The sequence below is a fragment of the uncultured Gulosibacter sp. genome, from assembly GCF_963509965.1.
GTDB lineage: Bacteria > Actinomycetota > Actinomycetes > Actinomycetales > Microbacteriaceae > Gulosibacter.
In genome coordinates this window covers 1-17,404 of the sequence record NZ_CAUPDE010000010.1, presented here as the reverse complement: position 1 = coordinate 17,404, position 17,404 = coordinate 1, and the positions used below count along the sequence as shown (strand labels likewise).

The 17,404-nt window shown below is 61.7% G+C and carries 26 protein-coding genes and 3 pseudogenes; 1 reads left to right on the top strand and 28 read right to left on the bottom strand.

All coding sequences use genetic code 11. The features are described 5' to 3' along the window. Positions 1-118: 118 nt before the first annotated feature. The 20 genes and pseudogenes from rplO to rpsJ all read right to left on the bottom strand — a co-directional run bounded on the left by rplO (position 119) and on the right by rpsJ (position 9,620). Positions 119-589 carry a 50S ribosomal protein L15 gene (gene rplO / locus RQ865_RS07330; protein WP_311478520.1) on the bottom strand — a complete coding sequence of 157 codons (471 nt, stop codon included), beginning with the start codon at positions 587-589 and terminating at the stop codon, positions 119-121. Further along, positions 589-777, bottom strand: a complete 189-nt coding sequence (rpmD, locus tag RQ865_RS07325; RefSeq protein WP_311478519.1) for a 50S ribosomal protein L30 — start codon at positions 775-777, stop codon at positions 589-591. The genes rplO and rpmD overlap by 1 nt, the downstream gene beginning before the upstream one ends. Continuing rightward, positions 777-1,469, bottom strand: a complete 693-nt coding sequence (gene rpsE / locus RQ865_RS07320; RefSeq protein ID WP_311478614.1) for a 30S ribosomal protein S5 — start codon at positions 1,467-1,469, stop codon at positions 777-779. The genes rpmD and rpsE overlap by 1 nt, the downstream gene beginning before the upstream one ends. A 26-nt stretch (positions 1,470-1,495) precedes the next feature. Next, entirely contained in the window at positions 1,496-1,855 is a 360-nt protein-coding gene (gene rplR, locus RQ865_RS07315; protein WP_311478518.1) for a 50S ribosomal protein L18, read from the bottom strand. A 2-nt stretch (positions 1,856-1,857) separates the two neighbouring features. After that, on the bottom strand, positions 1,858-2,391 hold the full coding sequence (rplF, locus tag RQ865_RS07310; RefSeq protein WP_311478517.1) for a 50S ribosomal protein L6: 534 nt from the start codon (positions 2,389-2,391) through the stop codon (positions 1,858-1,860). A gap of 6 nt (positions 2,392-2,397) precedes the next feature. Beyond that, positions 2,398-2,796, bottom strand: a complete 399-nt coding sequence (gene rpsH / locus RQ865_RS07305) for a 30S ribosomal protein S8 (protein ID WP_311478515.1) — start codon at positions 2,794-2,796, stop codon at positions 2,398-2,400. A 104-nt stretch (positions 2,797-2,900) separates the two neighbouring features. After that, positions 2,901-3,488 (bottom strand): 50S ribosomal protein L5, encoded by a 588-nt coding sequence (gene rplE, locus RQ865_RS07300; RefSeq protein ID WP_311478514.1) that lies wholly within the window; start codon positions 3,486-3,488, stop codon positions 2,901-2,903. A 96-nt stretch (positions 3,489-3,584) separates the two neighbouring features. Beyond that, positions 3,585-3,929, bottom strand: a pseudogene (gene rplX, locus RQ865_RS07295) (50S ribosomal protein L24); the annotation flags it as partial. A 2-nt stretch (positions 3,930-3,931) separates the two neighbouring features. Then, on the bottom strand, positions 3,932-4,300 hold the full coding sequence (gene rplN, locus RQ865_RS07290) for a 50S ribosomal protein L14 (protein ID WP_201521640.1): 369 nt from the start codon (positions 4,298-4,300) through the stop codon (positions 3,932-3,934). Positions 4,301-4,339: 39 nt separating this feature from the next. Further along, positions 4,340-4,651, bottom strand: a complete 312-nt coding sequence (rpsQ, locus tag RQ865_RS07285; protein ID WP_311478511.1) for a 30S ribosomal protein S17 — start codon at positions 4,649-4,651, stop codon at positions 4,340-4,342. Continuing rightward, positions 4,651-4,953, bottom strand: a complete 303-nt coding sequence (gene rpmC, locus RQ865_RS07280; protein WP_311478510.1) for a 50S ribosomal protein L29 — start codon at positions 4,951-4,953, stop codon at positions 4,651-4,653. Before rpmC ends, rpsQ begins: the two co-directional genes overlap by 1 nt. 3 nt (positions 4,954-4,956) lie before the next feature. Continuing rightward, complete coding sequence (gene rplP, locus RQ865_RS07275; RefSeq protein WP_311478509.1) at positions 4,957-5,373, bottom strand: 50S ribosomal protein L16; 417 nt, start codon at positions 5,371-5,373, stop codon at positions 4,957-4,959. A gap of 3 nt (positions 5,374-5,376) precedes the next feature. Next, positions 5,377-6,123: a 30S ribosomal protein S3 gene (rpsC, locus tag RQ865_RS07270; protein ID WP_201517582.1), complete on the bottom strand. Its 747-nt coding sequence runs from the start codon at positions 6,121-6,123 to the stop codon at positions 5,377-5,379. Further along, a complete protein-coding gene (gene rplV / locus RQ865_RS07265) occupies positions 6,123-6,506 on the bottom strand; it encodes a 50S ribosomal protein L22 (protein WP_201517581.1) in 384 nt (127 codons plus the stop codon). The genes rpsC and rplV overlap by 1 nt, the downstream gene beginning before the upstream one ends. A gap of 24 nt (positions 6,507-6,530) precedes the next feature. Further along, on the bottom strand, positions 6,531-6,812 hold the full coding sequence (gene rpsS, locus RQ865_RS07260) for a 30S ribosomal protein S19 (protein WP_201517579.1): 282 nt from the start codon (positions 6,810-6,812) through the stop codon (positions 6,531-6,533). Between the two features lie 15 nt (positions 6,813-6,827). Beyond that, positions 6,828-7,667 carry a 50S ribosomal protein L2 gene (gene rplB, locus RQ865_RS07255; protein ID WP_311478507.1) on the bottom strand — a complete coding sequence of 280 codons (840 nt, stop codon included), beginning with the start codon at positions 7,665-7,667 and terminating at the stop codon, positions 6,828-6,830. A 22-nt stretch (positions 7,668-7,689) separates the two neighbouring features. Next, positions 7,690-7,989 carry a 50S ribosomal protein L23 gene (gene rplW / locus RQ865_RS07250; RefSeq protein ID WP_201517577.1) on the bottom strand — a complete coding sequence of 100 codons (300 nt, stop codon included), beginning with the start codon at positions 7,987-7,989 and terminating at the stop codon, positions 7,690-7,692. A gap of 2 nt (positions 7,990-7,991) precedes the next feature. Further along, the gene (gene rplD, locus RQ865_RS07245; protein WP_311478504.1) at positions 7,992-8,645 is read right to left on the bottom strand and encodes a 50S ribosomal protein L4; all 654 of its coding nucleotides are present in this window, start codon (positions 8,643-8,645) and stop codon (positions 7,992-7,994) included. A 4-nt stretch (positions 8,646-8,649) separates the two neighbouring features. After that, positions 8,650-9,303, bottom strand: a complete 654-nt coding sequence (gene rplC / locus RQ865_RS07240; protein ID WP_311478503.1) for a 50S ribosomal protein L3 — start codon at positions 9,301-9,303, stop codon at positions 8,650-8,652. Positions 9,304-9,311: 8 nt separating this feature from the next. Next, positions 9,312-9,620 (bottom strand): 30S ribosomal protein S10, encoded by a 309-nt coding sequence (gene rpsJ, locus RQ865_RS07235; RefSeq protein WP_311478502.1) that lies wholly within the window; start codon positions 9,618-9,620, stop codon positions 9,312-9,314. A gap of 509 nt (positions 9,621-10,129) precedes the next feature. Here rpsJ and RQ865_RS07230 point away from each other — a divergent pair. Continuing rightward, positions 10,130-11,524, top strand: a complete 1,395-nt coding sequence (locus RQ865_RS07230) for an aminotransferase class V-fold PLP-dependent enzyme (protein WP_311478501.1) — start codon at positions 10,130-10,132, stop codon at positions 11,522-11,524. Positions 11,525-11,604: 80 nt separating this feature from the next. Here RQ865_RS07230 and RQ865_RS07225 read toward each other — a convergent pair whose 3' ends face one another. The 8 genes and pseudogenes from RQ865_RS07225 to RQ865_RS07190 all read right to left on the bottom strand — a co-directional run. Next, entirely contained in the window at positions 11,605-11,820 is a 216-nt protein-coding gene (locus tag RQ865_RS07225) for an Rv0909 family putative TA system antitoxin (protein ID WP_311478500.1), read from the bottom strand. A 111-nt stretch (positions 11,821-11,931) separates the two neighbouring features. Beyond that, on the bottom strand, positions 11,932-12,249 hold the full coding sequence (locus RQ865_RS07220; protein WP_311478498.1) for a YbjQ family protein: 318 nt from the start codon (positions 12,247-12,249) through the stop codon (positions 11,932-11,934). A 53-nt stretch (positions 12,250-12,302) separates the two neighbouring features. Then, positions 12,303-13,835 (bottom strand): hypothetical protein, encoded by a 1,533-nt coding sequence (locus tag RQ865_RS07215; protein WP_311478497.1) that lies wholly within the window; start codon positions 13,833-13,835, stop codon positions 12,303-12,305. A 159-nt stretch (positions 13,836-13,994) separates the two neighbouring features. Next, positions 13,995-14,762 (bottom strand): annotated as a pseudogene (locus RQ865_RS07210) (class C sortase); the annotation flags it as partial. 18 nt (positions 14,763-14,780) lie between these two features. After that, positions 14,781-14,978 (bottom strand): hypothetical protein, encoded by a 198-nt coding sequence (locus RQ865_RS07205; protein ID WP_311478495.1) that lies wholly within the window; start codon positions 14,976-14,978, stop codon positions 14,781-14,783. Further along, positions 14,975-15,247, bottom strand: coding sequence for a hypothetical protein (locus RQ865_RS07200; RefSeq protein WP_311478494.1), 273 nt, complete (start codon positions 15,245-15,247; stop codon positions 14,975-14,977). Before RQ865_RS07200 ends, RQ865_RS07205 begins: the two co-directional genes overlap by 4 nt. After that, positions 15,244-16,622 (bottom strand): annotated as a pseudogene (locus RQ865_RS07195) (SpaH/EbpB family LPXTG-anchored major pilin). The gene RQ865_RS07200 and the pseudogene RQ865_RS07195 overlap by 4 nt, the downstream one beginning before the upstream one ends. 75 nt (positions 16,623-16,697) lie before the next feature. Then, a partial coding sequence (locus RQ865_RS07190) for an LPXTG cell wall anchor domain-containing protein (protein WP_311478493.1) occupies positions 16,698-17,404 on the bottom strand: 707 nt, incomplete at its 5' end.

Below are 17,404 nucleotides of genomic sequence, written 5' to 3'. Positions count from 1 at the left end.
CCACCGAACTTGTCGACAGTGAGCGGTGCACTGACGGCCGCGGGCACGATCGCCGGATGCGGAAAACAACCGCGGGGCCGGTGCTTCGCGCACCGACCCCACAATTGCACAGTGAGTTCTATTTGACGCTACCGCCGGCAGCCTCAATTTTTTCTTTGGCCGAAGCCGAGACCTTGTCGACCTCGACGTTCAGCTTCACGGTGATCTCGCCGGTACCGAGCACCTTCACCGACTCGTTCTTACGAACCGCGCCCTTCTTCACGAGGTCGGCCACGGTCACGTCGCCGCCCTCGGGGTACAGTTCGGCGAGCTGGTACAGGTTGACAACCTGGTACTCGACGCGGAACGGATTCTTGAAGCCGCGCAGCTTCGGAGTGCGCATGTGCTGCGGCATCTGGCCACCCTCGAAGCCGAGACGCACGGTGGTGCGTGCCCGGGTGCCCTTAGTACCGCGACCGGCGGTCTTACCCTTCGAAGCTTCACCGCGACCCACGCGGGTCTTCGATTTCTTTGCACCGGCAGCGGGACGCAGGTGGTGCGGCTTCAGACCGCCATCCTCAAATTCCTGCACGTTGTCGTTGTTCGCCATTATTCGTTGACCTCCTCCACCTTGACCAGGTGCGCGACCGCGCGGAGGTATCCACGCAGTTGCTGCGAGTCTTCACGAACAACGCTGTCGCCGATACGCTTCAGTCCGAGCGAGCGCAGCGTGTCGCGCTGATTCTGCTTTTCACTGATGACCGACTTGATCTGGGTCACCTTGATTGAGGTTGCCATTACGCACCAGCCTTTGCAGCCTTGGCGGCCTCGTCGGCCTCGCGTGCCTGGTCGCGCAGGATGCGCTCGGGCACGACACGCTCGACGTCGAGACCACGACGGGCAGCTACTGCACGGGGCTCTTCGAGCTGGCGCAGGGCGTCGACCGTCGCGTGAACGATGTTGATGGTGTTTGACGAACCGAGCGACTTGCTCAGCACGTCGTGTACACCGGCGCATTCGAGAACGGCACGCACCGGGCCGCCGGCGATAACACCGGTACCGGGCGCAGCCGGACGCAGGAGCACGTCACCGGCACCTGCGCTGCCGAGCACCGGGTGCGGGATGGTCTTGAGGACGCGCGGAACGCGGAAGAAGTTCTTCTTCGCTTCCTCGACACCCTTCGAGATGGCCAGCGGCACCTCGCGTGCCTTGCCGTAACCAACACCCACCAGGCCATTGCCGTCACCGACGACAACCAGGGCGGTGAAGCTGAAGCGGCGACCACCCTTCACAACCTTCGAAACACGGTTGATGGTGACCACGCGCTCGAGGAACTCGTTCGACTGGTCATCGCGGCCACGACCGCGGCCGCGGCCACGACCACCACGCTCCTGCTGAGCGCGGTCACGGTTACCCGAACGACGTCCACCTCGCTCGTCGCGCTGGTTCGATTCGCTCGAAGCAGCGGTCTCGACGGGGGCTTCCGACATGTTTTCGCTGTTTTCGATGATTTCGCTCACAGGTTCAGCCCTGCCTCTCGTGCTCCATCGGCGATGGCCGCAACGCGACCGGCGTACTTGTTACCGCCGCGGTCAAAAACGACCGATTCGATTCCGGCGGCTTTGGCGCGTTCGCCAATCAACTCGCCTACGCGGCGGGCCTTGGCAGTCTTGTCGCCATCGAAGTCGCGCAGTTCGGCCTCGAGGGTCGAAGCCGAAACCAGCGTGTGGCCCTTGGCGTCGTCGATGACCTGAACGAATACGTGACGGGTTGAACGGCTGACGCACAGGCGAGGACGCTCTGCGGTGCCGATAATCTTCTTGCGCAGCCGGGCGTGCCGCTGGGCACGGGCTGCCTGCTTGCTCTTGTGAGCCATGCTTACTTACCAGCCTTTCCGGCCTTGCGACGAATGTGCTCGCCTTCGTAACGGATGCCCTTGCCCTTGTAAGGCTCGGGCGGACGAATCTTCCGAATCTTGGCGGCTACTTCACCGACCAGCTGCTTGTCGATGCCTTCAACGGTGACCTTCTGGCCTTCAACCTTGAGCTGAATACCGTCGGGGGCGGCGAACTTGACCGGGTGCGAGAATCCGAGGGCGAACTCGAGATCGCTGCCCTTCTGCTGCACGCGGTAGCCGGTACCCACCACCTCGAGGGCCTTCGAGTAGCCCTGGGTGACACCGACAATGTTGTTGAAAATCAGGGTGCGGGTGAGACCGTGAAGCGCACGCGAGTCACGCTCATCATCCGGACGCGAGACGACGACGTTACCGTCTTCGACCTTCGCTTCGATGGGGTTTGCCACGGTCAGCTCAAGCTGACCCTTGGGGCCCTTAACGCTCACCAGCTGACCGTCGACCTTGACCTCGACGCCGGCTGGAATTTCGATGGGGAGACGACCAATTCGCGACATATTCGATCACCATACGTAGGCGAGGACTTCCCCACCCACGCCCTTCTGCTGAGCCTCACGGTCGGTAAGCAGACCCGAGGATGTGGACATGATGGCGATGCCGAGGCCACCGTATACGGTGGGCAGTTCGGTTGAGCGTGCGTAGACACGCAGACCGGGCTTCGACACGCGCTTGATGCCGGTGATGGCGGGGCGACGGTCGTCGCCGAACTTCAGCTCAATGCTGAGGTTCTCACCGACGCGGGCGCTTTCGGCGCTCCAATCGGTGATGTAGCCCTCGCGTTTGAGGATTTCGGCGATGTTCTTCTTGAGCTTCGAGCCCGGCATCGTCACCGAGAGGTGGTGCGCGTTGCTCGCGTTACGCAGACGCGTGAGCATATCTGCTACGGGGTCGGTCATTGACATGACGCGGTTTTCCTTTCGCCTGGTTTCGACGCCCCGGCCAGGGGACGCCGACCTGTGGTGGAACCCGACCCGGAAGTTGCCGGGTCGGGTTTATTAGGGTTGTCCTACTCGCGACCAGTGCGTGAGTGGAACGGGAAGCCGAGTGCGCGCAGCAGCGCACGGCCATGATCGTCGTTGTCGGCGGTGGTCACAATGGTGATGTCCATACCGCGCTGACGGTCAATCTTATCGGGGTCGATCTCGTGGAACATAACCTGTTCGGTGAGTCCGAAGGTGTAGTTGCCGTGCCCGTCGAAGTTCTTCTCAGAGAGCCCGCGGAAGTCGCGGATACGCGGCAGTGCCAGCGAGAGCAACCGGTCGAGGAACTCCCACATGCGGTCGCCGCGCAGGGTCGCGTTGGCACCGATTGCCTGGCCCTCACGCAGCTTGAACTGTGCGATCGACTTGCGGGCACGGTTCACCTTGGGCTTCTGGCCGGTGATGAGGGTGAGGTCGTTGATCGCGCCCTCGATTACCTTGCTGTCGCGAGCGGCGTCGCCGACACCCATGTTCACCACAATCTTGGTGAGGCCGGGCACCTGCATGACGTTTTTCAGGCCGAGCTCTTCTTGGAGCTTGGCGCGCAGTTCGTCGCGGTACTTGACTTTGAGTCGGGGCTGGATTTTGCCAGCCTCCACAGCGGTTTCAGTCATGCGCTACTCGTTGTCCTTCTTCTCAGTCTTCTTTGCAGTCGACTTGGTGGATTTCTTCGCGGCAGCCTTCTTCTTGGGTTCGGCTGCAGCGCGACGCGAGGGCTTGAAGTAGCGGGTGCGAACGGTTTTGGTCACGCCGTCCTTGGTAACCTGCTCTTCTTTGAAGCCCACGCGAGCGGGCTTACCGGTGTCGGGGTCGACGAGCATCACATTTGAAACGTGAATGGGTGCCTCGACAACCTCGATACCGCCGGCGGTTGCGCCTGCTGCGGTCTGCTGGGGGCGCTTGTGCTTGGTAACCAGGTTGATGCCCTCGACGATCACGCGGTTCTGCTGCGTGAGCACCTCGAGCACCTTGCCCTGCTTACCGCGGTCGCCGCCGCGTTCTTGCTTTGCGCCCGTAATGACCTCGACGAGGTCACCCTTGCGAATCTTCGCCATTGTTAGAGCACCTCCGGGGCGAGCGAAATGATCTTCATGAAGCGCTTGTCGCGCAGCTCACGGCCCACGGGGCCGAAGATACGCGTACCGCGCGGTTCGCCGTCTGATTTCAGGATGACGGCGGCGTTCTCGTCGAACTTGATGTATGAACCATCAACGCGACGGGTGGGCTTTTTGGTGCGAACGACTACTGCCTTGACGACATCGCCCTTTTTGACGTTACCGCCAGGGATGGCGTCTTTAACCGTGGCGACGATCACGTCACCAAGGCCGGCGTAGCGCTTTCCCGAACCCCCGAGCACGCGGATGGCGAGCAGCTCCTTGGCACCGGTGTTGTCGGCGACACGGAGTCGCGATTCCTGCTGAATCATGTCTCAGTCTCCTTGGCTGTTACAGCGGGTAGGCGGGGCCTACTTCGCCTTCTCGAGGATCTCGACCAGCCGCCAGCGCTTGTCGGCGCTGAGGGGACGGGTCTCGGCGACGAGCACGCGGTCGCCGATGCCGGCGGTGTTCTGCTCGTCATGTGCCTTGATCTTGGTGGAACGGCGCAGCACCTTGCCGTAGAGAGGGTGCTTCACGCGGTCTTCAACGAGCACGACGATGGTTTTATCCATCTTGTCGCTCACGACGTAGCCGCGGCGGGTCTTGCGGTAGTTGCGGTTCTGCGCAGCGTCTTTGTCGGCGGCGACCTTGTCGGCTGCCGATACGGTGTTTTCAGCCATTAGTTGGTCTCCTCCTTGGCCTCGGCTTCTGCCTCTGCCTTCTTACCGCGCTTGCGGGCCTTGGGCTCGGCGGGTGCGGGAGCGGTGCGGATGCCCAGCTCACGTTCGCGCAGCACCGTGTAGATGCGCGCGATGTCGCGCTTGACTGCCTTGAGGCGGCCGCGCTCTTCGCCCTGGCCGGTAGCCGACTGGAAGCGGAGGTTGAACAGCTCCTCCTTGGCCTTCTTCAGCTCTTCGGCGAGACGGGCGTCTTCCATGGTGTCGAGCTCGTTGATGGCGAGCTCCTTCGATCCAATCGCCATTGCTTACTCGCTTTCCTCACGGGTGATGATGCGCGCCTTCAGGGGCAGCTTGTGAATCGCGCGGGTGAGCGCTTCGCGAGCGAGCTGCTCGTCAACACCGCCCACCTCGAACAGCACGCGGCCGGGCTTGACGTTCGCGACCCACCACTCGGGCGAACCCTTACCAGAACCCATACGGGTTTCGGCGGGCTTCTTGGTGAGCGGGCGGTCTGGGAAGATGTTGATCCAGACCTTACCGCCACGCTTAATGTGGCGGGTCATCGCAATACGCGCAGCCTCAATCTGTCGGTTGGTGACGTAGGCGGGCGAGAGTGCCTGGATGCCGTAGTCACCAAACATCACGCGGGTGCCACCGCTTGCCTGACCCTTACGGTTGGGACGGTGCTGCTTACGGTGCTTGACTCGACGGGGAATCAGCATGGGTTACGCCTCCGATCCAGCAGCAACCTGGTCGTTGCGACGGTTGCGGCGCGAACGGTCACCGCGGTCGCGCGGCGACTTCATGTTTGCCTGCTCGCGAGCAAGCTCCTTGTTGGTGAGGTCACCCTTGTAGATCCACACCTTCACACCGATGCGGCCGTACGTGGTCTTTGCCTCGTAGAAGCCGTAGTCGATGTTGGCTCGCAGGGTGTGCAGGGGCACGCGGCCCTCGCGGTAGAACTCTGAACGGCTCATTTCGGCGCCGCCGAGTCGACCCGACACCTGGATTCGGATGCCCTTGGCACCGGCACGCTGTGCACCCTGCAGGCCCTTGCGCATTGCGCGACGGAAGGCCACCCGGGCGGCAAGCTGCTCGGCGATGCCCTGAGCAACCAGCTGTGCATCCTGGTCGGGGTTCTTGACCTCAAGAATGTTGAGCTGAATCTGCTTGCCGGTGAGCTTTTCAAGCTCACCACGGATGCGCTCAGCTTCGGCACCACGGCGACCGATCACGATGCCCGGGCGGGCGGTGTGAATGTCTACGCGGACACGGTCGCGGGTGCGCTCAATTTCGATGTGTGATACACCAGCGCGGTCGAGCGACTCGTTGAGGTGCTGACGGATGCGCACATCCTCAGCCACGTAGTCGGCGTAGCGTTGGCCCGGCTTGGTCGAGTCGGCGTACCAGCGCGACCGGTGGTCGGTGGTGATACCGAGACGGAAGCCGTACGGATTGATCTTCTGTCCCATTACTTCTCCGCCTTCTGCTCGTCGGCGCCGGTCTCGGGGGTCGAGACGACGACGGTGATGTGGCTGGTGCGCTTGTTGATGCGTCCGGCACGGCCCTGGGCGCGCGGACGGAAGCGCTTGAGGGTGACGCCCTCATCGACGTAGATGGTCGATACGTACAGGTCGCGCTCGTCGAGGTATTCGTTCGAGTTGTCGGCGATGACGCGAGCGTTCGCGACTGCCGATGCGACTGCCTTGTAGACCGGTTCGGATGCGCCCTGCGGCGCAAACTTCAGAATGGCGAGCGCTTCGAGCGCCTGCTTGCCGCGGACGAGGTCGACGACGCGGCGAGCCTTCTGAGGGGTGACGCGGATGTGACGCGCACGCGCGATCGCTTCCACCATGATTTCCTCCTTTGTGCCCTCGCGTTAGCGACGGCGACCCTTCTTGTCGTCCTTCTCGTGGCCGCGGAAGGTGCGGGTCGGCGCGAATTCGCCGAGCTTGTGGCCGATCATCGATTCGGTGACGAACACCGGGATGTGCTTGCGGCCGTCGTGCACGGCGATGGTGTGGCCGATCATGTCGGGCACAATCATCGAGCGGCGCGACCACGTTTTGATCACGTTCTTCGACCCAGCGTCGTTCTGCTTCAGCACCTTTTGCAGCAGGTGCTCGTCGACGAAGGGGCCCTTTTTCAGACTGCGAGGCATCTTCTTGAACTCCTACTACTTGCGCTTCTTGCCGGTCGGACGGCGACGAACGATGTACTTGTCAGACTCGAGGTTCGGCTTGCGGGTGCGGCCTTCCTTCTGACCCCAGGGGCTCACCGGGTGGCGGCCACCAGAGGTGCGACCCTCACCACCACCGTGCGGGTGGTCGACCGGGTTCATCACGACACCACGAACGGTGGGACGAACACCGAGCCAGCGCTTGCGGCCGGCCTTACCTAGGTCGATGTTCACCTGCTCAGCGTTACCAACCTCACCGACGGTGGCGCGGCAGCGAGCGTCGACGTTGCGAACTTCACCCGAGGGCAGCCGCAGCTGCGCGTAGGGGCCGTCCTTAGCAACGAGACGAATCGAGGCGCCGGCCGAGCGGCCGAGCTTGGCACCGCCGCCTGGGCGCAGCTCAACGGCGTGCACAACGGTACCGGTGGGGATGTTGCGCAGCGGCAGGTTGTTACCGGGCTTGATGTCGGCGTTGGGACCCGACTCAACGATGTCGCCCTGCTTGAGTTTGTTCGGTGCGATGATGTAGCGCTTGGTGCCGTCAACGAAGTGCAGCAGCGCGATGCGGGCGGTACGGTTCGGGTCGTACTCGATGTGAGCGACCTTGGCGTTGATGCCGTCCTTGTCATTGCGCTTGAAGTCGATGACGCGGTACTGACGCTTGTGGCCACCGCCGATGTGGCGGGTGGTGATGCGTCCCTGGTTGTTGCGGCCACCGGTCTTCGGCAGCGGCTTCAGCAGCGACTTCTCGGGGGTCGAACGGGTGATCTCGGTGAACTCCGAGACCGAACCGCCGCGACGACCCGGGGTCGTGGGCTTGTAATTGCGAATCGCCATGGTTCTTCCTCTAGTTCTCCGGTTAGCCGACGTTCGAGAAGATGTCGATCGAGCCGGACTTCAGGGTGACGATGGCGCGCTTGGTGTCTTTGCGCTTGCCGATGCCGAAGCGAGTCCGGCGCGTCTTGCCCTTGCGGTTGATGGTGTTAACGCTTGCGACCTCAACATCGAAGATGCGCTCGATGGCGATCTTGATTTCGGTCTTGTTGGCGCGGGGGTCTACCTCGAAGGTGTACTGGCCCTGGTCGATGAGGCCGTAGCTCTTCTCAGAGATCACCGGGGCGATGATCACGTCGCGCGGGTCTTTGTTGATTGCGCTCATGTCTACTGCTCCTCAACGGTGGTGTTGGTCTTGCTCGCGACGAACGCGTCGAAGGCGTCCTTCAAGAAGACAACGTCGTCAGCAACCAGCACGTCGTATGCGTTGAGCTGGTCGGCGGCGATGATGTGGGCTTCTTCGAGGTTGCGCACCGACTTGCGGGTGAGCGTGTCTTCACGGTCGGCCACCACGAGCACGTTGCGGCCCTGGGCAGCGGTGCGAACGGCAGCCTTGGCGGTGCGGGTTGAGGGCACTTCGCCGGTGACGAGTTCGGTGAACACGTGGATGCGGCCACCGCGAGCGCGGTCTGAGAGCGACTGCAGCAGGGCGGCGGCGATCATCTTCTTGGGGGTGCGCTGCGAGTAGTCGCGCGGTACGGGGCCGTGAACGATACCGCCACCACGGTGCTGCGGCATGCGCACCGAACCCTGGCGGGCGTTACCGGTGCCCTTCTGTTTGAAGGGCTTGCGGCCCGAACCACGACGCTCGCCGCGGTTCTTGGTCTTGTGCGTGCCCTGGCGGGCTGCGGCCTGCTGGGCCACAACGACCTGGTGCACAAGAGGGATGCTGATCTCGACGTCGAAGAGCTCGGCTGGGAGTTCAACGGTGCCGGTCTTCTTACCGGTCGAGTCGAGAACGTCAATGGTGTTGGTAGCCATCTGGCTAGGCTCCCTTCACTGCGTTACGAACGAATACGAGTCGGCCCTTAGCGCCGGGCACGGCGCCCTTGACGAGCAGCAGACCGCGCTCGACGTCGACGCCCTGAATGGTGAGGTTCTGCACGGTAACGCGGTCGCTACCCATGCGGCCGGCCATGCGGGTGCCCTTAAACACGCGGCTGGGGGTGGCCGAAGCACCGATCGAACCGGGCTTGCGGTGGTTTTTGTGCTGACCGTGCGATGCGCCCACACCTGCGAAGTTGTGGCGCTTCATGGTGCCGGCAAAGCCTTTACCCTTCGAGGTGCCGACCACGTCTACGACCTGGCCAACCTCGAAGATGTCGACGTTGAGTTCCTGACCGAGTTCGTATTCGGATGCATCCGGGGTGCGGATCTCGGTGAGGTGACGGCGCGGGGTGACACCCGCGGCCTTGAAGTGACCGGCAGTGGGCTGGTTCACCTTGCGCGGGTCAATCGCACCCGCGGCAATCTGAACAGCCTCGTATCCGTCCTTTTCGAGGGTGCGGATCTGGGTCACGACGTTCGGGCTCACCTGGATGACGGTGACGGGAACCATGCGGTTCTCTTCGTCCCAAATCTGGGTCATGCCCAGCTTGGTGCCGAGCAGCCCCTTATATGTCTTCGTTGCGGTAGCCATGGATTCCTCTAGAGCTTGATCTCGATGTTGACGTCGGCCGGAAGGTCGAGACGCATGAGCGAGTCGACAGCCTTCGGGGTCGGGTCGACGATGTCGATCAGCCGCTTGTGGGTGCGCTTTTCAAACTGCTCGCGGCTGTCCTTGTACTTGTGAGGTGAGCGGATCACGGTGATGATCTGCTTCTCGGTCGGCAGCGGGACGGGCCCGATGACGGATGCGCCTGCGCGGGTAACCGTGTCGACGATCTTGCGCGCGGAGTTGTCGATGACTTCGTGGTCATACGACTTCAGTCGAATGCGGATCTTCTGTCCCGCCATGTCCACTCCTGTTTCTCTGGCCTGCGGCCTTGATCGAATCGGCCGTGGTCGGCCTCACTTGCATTTGGACTGCGCTGCAGTCGGCGTGCACCACTATGTATCTGTCAAGTTCACCGACCCGGAGCGCGATTACACTCGGGCAGATGTGACGGCAGGGTGAGTCAGACACTTGGGTCTGGGCCCATCCGAGCCGTGCTCTGCTACCGGCGGCAGCGCCTGTACCCGGTACGGCGTTGCACTGACTCGGCAGTGATTCGGATGGATTCACGGCGAAGAGCGCCGGGCCCGTCCGAAGTATTGAACTCAAGAATCTTAGCCCGGCTTGAACTGTTCGTGCAACCCGGGCGTGTCGGAATTTCCTGAGCCTCGATTTTGCTCTCGGCGCGTGCATCCCGATGCAATTTTTAACACCCAGTCCTAGGCTATATGCCGGCGACCAGCGACGGTCGTAACCGGTGCCGCACCATCCCTATCGGCACCGCATCCTGTAACGAAAGGAACGCTCGACGATGAGCGCAACCCACGCTCTGCCTGAACCCACCGGCGCTACCCGGATGCACGAGGTCTCACCCGAGATGCTCACCATGATCGACCGCGTGATCGACTACTCGCGACGGCGTCTCATCTTTGATGTGCCACTCGATAAGCCGCTCCCCCTTAAAGAGTTCCGGCGGCTGGCTCCCGGCTCAATCTGCGAAGACGGCATCGGCTCTGAACGGGCGCTGGCGATGTTCGAGGGAGTGCTCGCGCCGGCCTGCGTTTCGACCGATAGCCCCAGCAACCTTGCTTTTATCCCCTCGGCGCCCACGAAAGCCGCCGTGTCTTTCGACATGGTGGTGTCGGCTTCCTCTGTGTTTGGTGGCTCTTGGCTCGATGGCGCCGGTGCCGTGTACGCCGAGAACGAGGTGCTCGCCTTTCTCGCCCGCGAGTTTGGTCTACCCGAAACCGCCGGCGGCGCGTTCATGCAGGGTGGCACCATCGGTAACCTTTCAGCGCTGGTCACCGCTCGCGACGCACACCGACGCCGACTAACCGAGTCGGGTAGCGCACTTCCCTCGCGCTGGGTCGTGATCTGCAGCGCCGAGACCCACTCATCGGTGGTGTCAGCAGCCCAAGTGATGGACGTGGATGTGGTGACCGCGCCGGTTGACGACCTCGGTCGCCTATCCGGCGAAGCTGTCGAGGCGGCGCTTGCTGAATACGGGGATGCGGTGGTTGCAGTGGTTGCGACCGCCGGGTCAACCAATCTCGGCATCGTCGACGACATTGCCTCGATCGCCGAACTGAAACAGCGCTACGATTTCTGGCTGCATATTGACGGCGCCTACGGCCTGGCGGCCGCGCTCGTACCCGCGATGCGAGAGCGGTTTAACGGCATCGATGCCGCCGACTCACTCATTGTTGACCCGCACAAGTGGCTCTTCGCCCCCTTTGATGCGTGTGCGCTGCTGTACCGCGAACCCCAGCTGGCGCGCATCGCCCACACGCAGAAGGCGGGCTATCTCGACACCCTCGAGGGCGACGATTGGAACCCGTCAGACTACGGTATCCAACTCTCGCGCCGAGCACGCGGGCTGCCGCTGTGGTTCTCGCTCGCGACCTACGGTGCTGGTGCCTATCGCACTGCGATCGAACAGTGCATCACCACCGCCCATGCGATTGCTGAGCGAGTGCGTCAGCACCCGAACCTCGAGCTGGTGCGCGAGCCGGATCTGTCGGTGGTGGCGTTCCGCCGTATCGGTTGGGATCTTGCCGACTACGAGCGCTGGAGCGAGCGCATGCTTGATGAACAGCTGGCATTCGTCACCCCATCGTCACACCGTGGCGAACCAATCATGCGGTTCGCCATCGTGAATCCAGGCACAACTGTCGAACTGGCCCAGCAGTTGATCGACACGATGTAGCGGCCACGAATACGTGCGAGCGCCCCGGCCGATCGGATCGAACCGATTGCCGGGGCGCTCGCAGTTTTGGGGCGCGGTGACTAGTTGTTGGGGCCGTCGAGCTTGTCAACGACCTCGTCGATCTTGTCGTCGAACTTGCCACCGGTAACCTTCTTGGCCGCTTCACCGGCACCGTGGATGGCGTTCTGCACGCCCTCGCTGTCACGCAGTTCGCCGGCCTTTTCACCGATGGTCTTACCGATGCTCTGTACCTTTTCGCCGAAGCTTTCTTTGCCGTCGCCGTTGAGGTCTGCCATGATGGGCTCCTTTTTATTGTGTGAGAGATGACTCGCCAGTGGTCGAGTCGAGTTGAGCCTATGCGAACAACGCTTCAAGCAGGCTCAGCGAATGTTAGCGTGCGGTGGGCGCTACTGGAACCGAACGGCGGTGCCGCTGGCGCACACCATCATCATGCCGCCCTGCCCGAGCGACTCGTAATCGATGTCAACACCAACAACACCCTGAGCCCCCAGCTCAATGGCACGCTGCACCATCTCACCGAGCGCCGTCTCACGTGCCTGCTGCACCTCACCCTCGTAGGCCGCGCTGCGGCCACCGACGATATTGCGGAAGCCCGCACCGATGTCTTTGAACATGTTGATACCGACGATGGTTTCGCCCGAGACCACGCGCAGATACTGCGTGACCGGGTGCCCCTCTACGGAGTTCGTGGTGGTTACGATCATGGTTTTCCTTTCATCTGAGAAGTGGTCGCGCGCCCCTGCACTACCGCAGTGTCTCAGCCATTCAATTTGTCGAGTTCGCCGGCATCGCGCAGTTTGAGGTAGTTCTCGCCCGCGGTCTGGGCCCATACCCGCACGGTGTCGTAGATGCTCACTACATAGCCGCCGTCTTCTTTCACAGTCACAAGACCGAGTTTGTCGAGACCGAGTGCCTTGAAGCCTGGAACGGTGTCACTCAGACAGCTTTTCTGCCCGCCCATTGCCAGTTGTGCACAGGTTCCCGTCAGTGTCACCTGCGTTTGTCCTCCGACGCTGACCTTCACATTCTTCGGCAGCACCATGACCTCGCCCAAGCCCGACACACGTTCGAACTCACCGCTGAGCGTCACTTGCGGCAGGCGACCACCAACCCCCCCGCCGCTACCCAGGGCCTGTTCAAGCATCGGTAGCACGAAGATCGAGAGCACACGTCGTTCGGGCAGAGCCAACGAACCGATCGTGCCGTCCAGCGTGCCAGAGCCCTGGCTGAGGCCAATGACGTCGCCCACCAGGTTGTCAACGAACTGCATCCCGGCTTCTTCGGGAGTTTTTGCGGGTTTTGCCGGCAGAACCTCATTGCCGTGCTTGACGGGGTTACCGCTAGAAACGTTGATGGTTTCGATCATCGACATGACCGGGCTGATGTACCAGCGTCCGCGTTCTTGCACTGCCACAAGACTCAGCTTCATATCCATGCCCATCGTTGGGGTCTCATTGAGTTCCGTGAGATCGATGGTCTTGGGCAGCGTGAGATCGGTCACCGGCTCGACGTCTTCTTTCGCGCGACGCACCGCTTCGTCTTCGCTCGCGCCTTCGAGCAGAGCCGACTCGTATGCCATTGCCGTCTGCAGATCATTGAGCGCCTGCTGGTAGCGTTCGCTATCACCCTCGATAACGAGTTCGCCCGATTGAACGTGCATTGCCACCACCCCATCGGCAATGTCGGTGTTGTCGGTCTGGAAGTTCTCGAGTCTGGAGCTGCCAGCCGCGTTGAGTTCTTGCAGCGCCGATTGCACTCCTGGAATGTCGGCGTCGGGGTTTCCGCCACCGCCGCTTTTCATCACTTCTTGGGCGGGGCCGCTCACTACGCCCAGCTCGCTGGGTGCGACCATCTGGCTGACGGTGACGACATCAAACTCTGCGGCCGAGCGCAACAGCTTCTCTGCCGCGGCCTGCGGGCTATCGGCTCCCGATCGAGAGGTGAGCGCGAGCACTCCCCACGCTCCGAGGGCAAGAATTACCACGACCGCGGCCGAGATGCCCACTATCCAGCCATTGCGTCGGCGCCGTTTGGCGGTGCGGTCTTGCAGCTGATTGGTCTCGGGAAGCGGTGGCAGCACTTCCGTAACCGGATGCGTTTCAGCATGCCCGTACTGTGGTTGCGGCTGACCGTATTGGGCACCCGCAGGTTGCGCCTGATTCCAGCCCTGTGGCTGCTGTGTGCCGGGTTGTGGCAGCGGTGGTAGCGGTGATTGTGCATCGGCCTGCCGCGACTGGTGTGGGTTCTGGCCGGTATTTTCGGGCACGTTTCCCATCGACTCGTTGTTCATTGCATCCCCTCGTAGTACGGGTCAGAGTACAGGCTAGCGATTACCAATGGTCAGTGTTAACAAAGATCCCCAAACCGTGCACAGATACATCCGGCGATTGAGATATACCACGAGCCTCGCGCCACCGATACACGCCGGCCGAGCACACACAGTGCTCGACTAACCAGTTTCGGTACCGGTTTCGATCGCACCGAACGGATAACGCAGTTGCGTGCCGAGTTCGTCTTCGCTGACAGCACTGAGTTTGGGGTCACCGGCGTAGGCGTTGTGGCGCGCGCCCTTACCGCCGCCAAGCGCCGCGTAGGCGATCACCAGCAGCAGCGAGACGCCAAGAATAACTACCCACGAGGGGAATCCGGGCAGGTCAATCTCGGCGGGTACGGGGTGATCTTCATCGACAATGGTCGCGATTCGCTCGCCCGTGACGATCAGCCGATGGCTATTGATGCCAATTGGTGTGCAGGTGACGAGCGTCACCAGGTCGCGTCCGGGAACCGGGGCAATTGTCTGCGTGTCGTGCGGTTCAACCTGTTTAATTTCGAACACTCGATAGCTGAGCCGCTCGCCATATACCTCGATATGAAACACGTCACCCGGTTTGAGACGTTCGAGGAAGGTGAACAGCACCGCGTCGGCCAGACCCGAGTGCGCGGTAAGTGTCGACCTGGTGCCGGCGCCACCAACGGGCAGTGCCGTACCAAATAGGTGCCCGACGCCCTTGTTGAGCACCGTTTCGCTAGTGCCGTGATAGATGGGCAGATCGACTTCAATGGCTGGGATGACGATGCGCGCCATCACCCCAGTGGGCACCCCTGACAGGTGTGCGAGATAGTCGCGGTATTGCGGCGAGTCAGTTCCCGCGATGCCCTGAGTGAATGGGTCGAAGGCACTGCCGCTATTGAGTTGCGCATTGTATTCAGTGGCGGCATCGAGTGCCTCGCGCCGCTATGCCTGACTTACCGAGCTGAGTTCGACACTGTAGTTACCGATGAGTTCCGATTGTGCGAGCTGGCTGAACCAGCGCGCTGTCATCGGGTAGATAGCGATACAGACGCCGGCCAGCAGGAATACCCCGATGAGGATGCGACTCGCGCGCGAGCTGGTGACGGTGGATGCGTGCTGGCAGCGTTGCAGGCGAGTCATCGGCGTCGGCTCCGAAGTGCAACCACCAGCACCAGTACGAGCGCTCCGGCCAGCAACAGTCCGCCGACGATATAGAACCCCTGAGCAGCTAAACCACCGGTGTTGACGGGGAGGTCAACGACTGTCGGCTCGGTGGGCACGGGGGTGCCTGTCACGGCGTGCGCGCGTGCGGCGATGCTGCACGCAAGATGGCTAACTACCAGCCCAACCGCGACGGCTACCTGCGCAATAGTTCGCCACCGATGGCGACTCAGGCTTGTGAACATCATGACCTCAGGTTGGCTATTCCAGCGAAGAGGGCCGTGCCAGTAGCACCGGTCAGCGGCAGGTCGGGCACGTCGTGCTTCACGTTGTCGATGGTGTAAACAACATCAGCGTTCTGGCCGGGCTTTACGGTCACCTTGTGGACAGTCTCGTCAAGCACGTATCCGGTGGGCGCCTTGGTTTCCTTGATCCAGTAGTCACGCTGCGTGCCATCAGCACCGAAGTTCAGGGCACCAATTTTCAGGGTGCCGTCGGCCGCGGTGGTGAAGGTAGTCTCACCGCTGATGGTGATTGCATTCGTGCCATCCTTCGCATCGGCTTCGGTTGGGAACACCTGGAACTCGGCGCCGACCAGTTTCTTGGCGTTTGCCTTGTCCTGCTTGAGCACGTTGACATAACCCCAGTAGGTGATGTCTTCGTTCGACTCGATCTTGGTTTCCTGATCGTTAATGTTGGTGATCTGGGTGGCATTGTTGGGGATCGCGCCATCATCGATGTCGTCGATTACCACGGTGACGAGCTTGAACGTGAGATCTTTACCCGAGTTGGCCTTGACCTTGTTGAGGCCCTGCTCGGTCAACGCAACGGCTACTTCACCGGTTTGGTTCGCAGCCGGTGCGGTCACCGTGTAGTCGGTCGGGTCGAGCGCAGTGCCGTCGTACTGAACGTCGGTGACATTCACGTAGCCAAGACGGCCATCAAGCAAGTCGTTGATTTCGTACTTCTTGAGGGTGTCGTTGTTGGCGAGTGCGAGGCAGTCGACTTCACGTTGCAGACGACCTCGTCGCCCTGGCCGAGCGCAGCCTGCCCAGCTGTCTCGTCAAGCGTCTTGTCGAGAGTCGACACCGGGTTCTTCGGGTAGGCGTGGATGTCGTAGGTCCAGTTACCTTTGACCGGCATCGGGACAACCACGATGAACGGTGCGGCCTTCGTGACGACGTTGCTAGGACCGTTAGTCTCAGTCACCAGGTAAACACCGACAGGGAGGTTTTCGAATGTCACAGTACAGTCGGGTTTGGTCTGACCGGCTCTAGTACCACTGAGTCTAGGGCCCGGGTTGGCCGGATCAATGTCGTTGAGTCGTTCCCAGACCTCCGGATCGCGCAGGTCAATGTCGAGCTGCTCAACCGTGAACTCCACGCCCTCAATCGGAGCGGAGTCGACGTTCTGAAGGCTGCCGTCGCCAACCTCACCCTGCGGGTTCGGCTGCTCGTGCTTGTGCACAGTGATGCTGCCGTGCGCATCGAAGTCGATGTTTCCGGGGCCGATGGGGTCTGCCGCCGCGGCACCCGCGCCGGCAAGGAGCGCGGCCGTGGTCAGCGCGACCGCGCCAGCGATTGCGGTTACGCGCTTAGTAAGCGCGGTGAATCGTGCTCTCATAGTTTCTCTTTCTCTCATGTCCCACTGCGCGGTCGCGCCGGGAACGTCTCGGTGTGAAGTTGTTAGGTGGATGGGCTAGTCGTCAAGCAGGGTGGTTGCAGCCGGGGTGGCGCGTTTTCGACGCATCACATACCAGGCCGATGCCGCGATTACGGCGAGCACCGCTGCGCTGGCGATCATCGTTGCCGGGTTGCCGAAGGCTCCCGTAAGCGGTAGCGGCACTGACCCGGGCGGGACGTTGACGAAGCGGATGGTGAGATGTTCTCCGGCTTCAACCGTGACCGCTGTGGGGTCAATTTCGTTCCAACTACCGTCGTCGTTGAGTTTTTCAACCCTGACGTTGACATAGGCGAGCTTTTCGTCGTTGCTTTTCTCGGTGATCCGATATTTGTGCCCGGGCCGCACCGCGATGCTGGTTTCGCCTGTAGCCGTATTCGACCCGACGATGCCTGCTGTTGGTGTCAGGCCGTAATCATTGGCTCCCGGGTCAATATCGAGCGTGAAGTCGCTTTCAACGAAGGTGGCTTTGGGTTCCAGGTCATCTGGCACCTCTTTGAGCACTGTGAGTTCAGCTGTGGCGTTGGTGATCGCACATTGCACATGCTTACCTGCGGGCACCGAAATCCGGGCATCGCTTACCGCGACCGAGTTACCGAGCTCGCGTGGTTTTCCGTCGGCATCGACGGCGGTCACTTCTTTACAGACCCACTCGCCATCCTGCACATAGTGAATCGCCCTGGGTTTCGTTCCTACCTGCTTCCCTGTCCAGCGAGCGCTGGCTG

Bases quoted from the DNA above. Each gene is read 5' to 3' on its own strand.
- rplO (WP_311478520.1), bottom strand. From the start codon at position 589: ATGGCGAACAACGACAACGTGCAGGAATTTGAGGATGGCGGTCTGAAG.
- rpmD (WP_311478519.1), bottom strand. From the start codon at position 777: ATGGCAACCTCAATCAAGGTGACCCAGATCAAGTCGGTCATCAGTGAA.
- rpsE (WP_311478614.1), bottom strand. From the start codon at position 1,469: ATGTCGGAAGCCCCCGTCGAGACCGCTGCTTCGAGCGAATCGAACCAG.
- rplR (WP_311478518.1), bottom strand. From the start codon at position 1,855: ATGGCTCACAAGAGCAAGCAGGCAGCCCGTGCCCAGCGGCACGCCCGG.
- rplF (WP_311478517.1), bottom strand. From the start codon at position 2,391: ATGTCGCGAATTGGTCGTCTCCCCATCGAAATTCCAGCCGGCGTCGAG.
- rpsH (WP_311478515.1), bottom strand. From the start codon at position 2,796: ATGTCAATGACCGACCCCGTAGCAGATATGCTCACGCGTCTGCGTAAC.
- rplE (WP_311478514.1), bottom strand. From the start codon at position 3,488: ATGACTGAAACCGCTGTGGAGGCTGGCAAAATCCAGCCCCGACTCAAA.
- rplN (WP_201521640.1), bottom strand. From the start codon at position 4,300: ATGATTCAGCAGGAATCGCGACTCCGTGTCGCCGACAACACCGGTGCC.
- rpsQ (WP_311478511.1), bottom strand. From the start codon at position 4,651: ATGGCTGAAAACACCGTATCGGCAGCCGACAAGGTCGCCGCCGACAAA.
- rpmC (WP_311478510.1), bottom strand. From the start codon at position 4,953: ATGGCGATTGGATCGAAGGAGCTCGCCATCAACGAGCTCGACACCATG.
- rplP (WP_311478509.1), bottom strand. From the start codon at position 5,373: ATGCTGATTCCCCGTCGAGTCAAGCACCGTAAGCAGCACCGTCCCAAC.
- rpsC (WP_201517582.1), bottom strand. From the start codon at position 6,123: ATGGGACAGAAGATCAATCCGTACGGCTTCCGTCTCGGTATCACCACC.
- rplV (WP_201517581.1), bottom strand. From the start codon at position 6,506: ATGGTGGAAGCGATCGCGCGTGCGCGTCACATCCGCGTCACCCCTCAG.
- rpsS (WP_201517579.1), bottom strand. From the start codon at position 6,812: ATGCCTCGCAGTCTGAAAAAGGGCCCCTTCGTCGACGAGCACCTGCTG.
- rplB (WP_311478507.1), bottom strand. From the start codon at position 7,667: ATGGCGATTCGCAATTACAAGCCCACGACCCCGGGTCGTCGCGGCGGT.
- rplW (WP_201517577.1), bottom strand. From the start codon at position 7,989: ATGAGCGCAATCAACAAAGACCCGCGCGACGTGATCATCGCCCCGGTG.
- rplD (WP_311478504.1), bottom strand. From the start codon at position 8,645: ATGGCTACCAACACCATTGACGTTCTCGACTCGACCGGTAAGAAGACC.
- rplC (WP_311478503.1), bottom strand. From the start codon at position 9,303: ATGGCTACCGCAACGAAGACATATAAGGGGCTGCTCGGCACCAAGCTG.
- rpsJ (WP_311478502.1), bottom strand. From the start codon at position 9,620: ATGGCGGGACAGAAGATCCGCATTCGACTGAAGTCGTATGACCACGAA.
- RQ865_RS07230 (WP_311478501.1), top strand. From the start codon at position 10,130: ATGAGCGCAACCCACGCTCTGCCTGAACCCACCGGCGCTACCCGGATG.
- RQ865_RS07225 (WP_311478500.1), bottom strand. From the start codon at position 11,820: ATGGCAGACCTCAACGGCGACGGCAAAGAAAGCTTCGGCGAAAAGGTA.
- RQ865_RS07220 (WP_311478498.1), bottom strand. From the start codon at position 12,249: ATGATCGTAACCACCACGAACTCCGTAGAGGGGCACCCGGTCACGCAG.
- RQ865_RS07215 (WP_311478497.1), bottom strand. From the start codon at position 13,835: ATGAACAACGAGTCGATGGGAAACGTGCCCGAAAATACCGGCCAGAAC.
- RQ865_RS07205 (WP_311478495.1), bottom strand. From the start codon at position 14,978: ATGACTCGCCTGCAACGCTGCCAGCACGCATCCACCGTCACCAGCTCG.
- RQ865_RS07200 (WP_311478494.1), bottom strand. From the start codon at position 15,247: ATGATGTTCACAAGCCTGAGTCGCCATCGGTGGCGAACTATTGCGCAG.